At 70.0% G+C, this 3459-nt stretch carries 3 protein-coding genes; all 3 read left to right on the forward strand.

Annotated elements, in window-relative coordinates:
- The first annotated feature begins 69 nt into the window (after positions 1 to 69).
- The 3 genes from ald to CCN35_RS26700 all read left to right on the forward strand — a co-directional run bounded on the left by ald (position 70) and on the right by CCN35_RS26700 (position 3300).
- The gene (gene ald / locus CCN35_RS26690) at positions 70 to 1194 is read left to right on the forward strand and encodes an alanine dehydrogenase (RefSeq protein ID WP_067397925.1); all 1125 of its coding nucleotides are present in this window, start codon (positions 70 to 72) and stop codon (positions 1192 to 1194) included.
- A 370-nt stretch (positions 1195 to 1564) separates the two neighbouring features.
- A complete protein-coding gene (locus CCN35_RS26695; protein ID WP_079129928.1) occupies positions 1565 to 2743 on the forward strand; it encodes a ParA family protein in 1179 nt (392 codons plus the stop codon).
- A gap of 41 nt (positions 2744 to 2784) precedes the next feature.
- Entirely contained in the window at positions 2785 to 3300 is a 516-nt protein-coding gene (locus CCN35_RS26700) for a hypothetical protein (RefSeq protein WP_245863531.1), read from the forward strand.
- Positions 3301 to 3459 lie beyond the last annotated feature (159 nt).

Genomic DNA, 3459 nt, shown 5'->3' on the forward strand with positions numbered 1-3459 from the left:
TGGCAATGCACTACGTACCCCTATGCCGGGGTACGTAGTGCATTGCCATGAATCCCTGAGCCAAGGACCGTGATCGACGTGAAGGTCGGCATCCCCCGCGAGGTCAAGAACAACGAGTTCCGGGTGGCCATCACCCCCGCCGGCGTGAACGAGCTGGTACGCAACGGCCATCAGGTCGTCGTCGAGCGGAACGCAGGCGTCGGCTCCTCGATACCCGACGAGGAGTACGTGGCCGCCGGCGCCCGGATCCTCGACACCGCGGACGAGGTCTGGGCCGAGGCCGACATGGTGCTGAAGGTCAAGGAGCCCATCGCCGAGGAGTACCACCGCCTCCGCAAGGACCAGGTCCTCTTCACCTATCTGCACCTGGCCGCCTCCAAGGAGTGCACCGACGCCCTGCTGGAGGCCGGCACCACGGCGATCGCCTACGAGACCGTCGAGCTGCCCAACCGCACGCTGCCGCTGCTCGCCCCCATGTCCGAGGTGGCCGGCCGGCTGGCCCCGCAGGTCGGCGCCTACCACCTGATGCGCGCCTCCGGCGGCCGCGGTGTGCTGCCCGGCGGCGTCCCGGGTGTGCCGGCCGGTGAGGCGGTCGTCATAGGCGGCGGCGTCTCCGGCTGGAACGCCACGCAGATCGCCATCGGCCTGGGCTTCCACGTGACCCTGCTCGACAAGGACATCAGCAAGCTCAAGGAGGCCGACAAGATCTTCGGCACGAAGGTCAAGACCGTCGTCTCCAACTCCTTCGAGCTGGAGAAGGCCTGCCTCGAGGCCGACCTCGTCGTCGGCGCCGTGCTCGTCCCGGGCGCCAGGGCCCCGAAGCTGGTCAGCAACGAGCTGGTGTCCCGGATGAAGGCCGGAAGTGTTCTTGTCGACATCGCGATCGACCAGGGCGGCTGCTTCGAGGACTCCCGCCCGACCACGCACGCCGATCCGACCTTCAAGGTCCACGAGTCGGTGTTCTACTGCGTCGCCAACATGCCCGGCGCGGTGCCCAACACCTCCACCTACGCGCTGACCAACGCCACGCTGCCGTACATCGTCGAAGTCGCCAACCGCGGCTGGGTGGAGGCGATGCGCCGTGACCCCGCGCTGGCCAAGGGCCTCAACACCCACGCAGGAAAGGTGACTTACCGCAAGGTCGCAGAGGCGCACGGCCTCGAGCACGTCGCCGTGGAGTCCCTGCTGGGCTGAGCGCCGGCCCGAGCGGTCGCCAAGTCACCAGAGCACACAAGGCGATACATCAACGCGCCTCCTCAACCATGCATCTTCGGCCGGACCTTGAGCATCGAGGTCCGGCCGGATGCATGCGGGGGCACCCCCGTCGCACCCGGTCAACTCGCCTCGAACGCAACCATTCGACCGATTCACGCACCGGTGAAACCTGTCGTGCGACGGCCGTACGCCCTTGACAGCGGGATGTTTCATTGCCGACACATCGGGCCGGGTCCGGCGGATTGTGTTGCTGCGGACGCCCGACACGCCATAGAGTCGCCAACCGTCGGCATGGTGCCACGCTGACCTGTCTAGAAGTTTCCTGGTCACCAAGGAGGTAGGACGACTTGTGAATGAGTCGACATTTTCTCCCGAGGGTGGTCAACCAGGAACGCCTGCGAGGGGCCAGGGTCCCACGGGGCTCGAAGCTGTCGGCTCCGTCGCTGTGCGCACCTTCACAGCCCACCAGAGCCACCGGATGTCCGGTGCGGCTCAGTCAGCACACCAGAGCATGGATGGCCATCACGTGAACGCCATGGCCGGCGACGGAAGTGGCGCGCCCCACGACCACTTCGCCGACTACGACGACCTGCCCGACGGGCACTTCTACGACCCCGACGCCGAGTACGAGCCCGACCCCGAGTACGCGGCCACGCTCGCGCCCGACGCCGCGCGCCAGCGCCGTGAGCGCATCGGCCCGACCGGACGTCCGCTGCCGTACTTCCCGATCCCCGGTCCGCTGACCGACCACGGCCCCGCGACGATCATCGCGATGTGCAACCAGAAGGGCGGCGTCGGCAAGACCACGTCGACCATCAACCTGGGCGCCGCGCTCGCGGAGTACGGGCGCCGGGTGCTGCTCGTCGACTTCGACCCGCAGGGCGCGCTGTCGGTGGGGCTCGGCGTCAACCCCATGGAGCTCGACCTCACCGTCTACAACCTGCTCATGGAGCGGGGCATGTCCGCGGACGAGGTCCTGCTGAAGACGGCGGTCCCCAACATGGACCTGCTGCCCAGCAACATCGACCTGTCGGCCGCCGAGGTCCAGCTGGTCTCCGAGGTCGCACGCGAGTCGACGCTGCAGCGGGCGCTGAAGCCGCTGGTGGACGACTACGACTACATCATCATCGACTGCCAGCCCTCGCTCGGTCTGCTCACCGTCAACGCGCTCACGGCCGCGCACAAGGTGATCGTGCCGCTGGAGTGCGAGTTCTTCGCGCTGCGCGGTGTCGCGCTGCTGACCGAGACCATCGAGAAGGTCCAGGAGCGGCTCAACCCGGAGCTGCAGCTCGACGGGATCCTCGCCACGATGTACGACTCGCGCACCGTGCACAGCCGTGAGGTGCTCGCGCGTGTCGTGGAGGCATTCGACGACCACGTGTACCACACGGTCATCGGGCGCACGGTCCGCTTCCCGGAGACCACGGTCGCCGGTGAGCCGATCACCACGTACGCCTCCAACTCCGTCGGCGCCGCCGCCTATCGCCAGCTTGCCAGGGAGGTGCTCGCCCGGTGTCACGCCGAGTGAGTCTGCCGGGGGCCGACGAACTGTTCCGCACGACGGGGGGAATGGCGCTCCAGCCGTCCACTCCCCGGCGTCAGACGGGCAGCGGCGAGGCCCGGGTGCCCGCTCCCGCGGGGGAGAGCGACACGACGCCCGCCCCGGCGGAGGACGCGCCGCAGTCGGTGCCCGTGCAGGGCGGCGACGGCGAGGGCGCGGAGCACGTGGCGGCGGAGGCGGAACCGCTGGACGCGGGCGAGTCCCGCAGCCGGTCCACCGCACCGGCCCGGCCCGTGCGGCGTGCGGTGGCGCAGGAAGGTTCTGCCGTCGTGCCGCCGCGCAGGCGGGCCCGCGGCACCCCGCGCCGGCCCAGCGGACGGGAGCGGCACGACGAGAAGATCACCGTGTACGTGTCCGCCGAGGAACTCATGGACCTGGAGCACGCCCGCCTGGTGCTGCGCGGCGAACACGGCCTGGCCGTGGACCGCGGCCGCATCGTCCGCGAGGCGGTCTCCGTGGTCCTGGCCGACCTCGAGGCCCGTGGCGACGCGAGCATCCTGGTGCGCCGGCTGCGCAGCCGTTAGCGGCCGTCGGCTCCCGCGGACGGGCCCCGACGGGGCCGCGGACCGGCGCGGATCGGCCACGCGGGCCGGCAAGCGATAGCCTGCGACGGTCATGACCTCGAACGACGCTCCCGCCCCCGGCCGCCGCAGGCGCCCCCTCGGCCGCGGTCCACGGCCAGG

The sequence above is a fragment of the Streptomyces thermovulgaris genome, assembly GCF_002155915.1.
Lineage (GTDB): Bacteria > Actinomycetota > Actinomycetes > Streptomycetales > Streptomycetaceae > Streptomyces > Streptomyces thermovulgaris.

What these genes read in the sequence shown, in the direction of transcription:
- CCN35_RS26700 (WP_245863531.1), top strand. Translation starts at nt 2,785, where the DNA reads ATGGCGCTCCAGCCGTCCACTCCCCGGCGTCAGACGGGCAGCGGCGAG.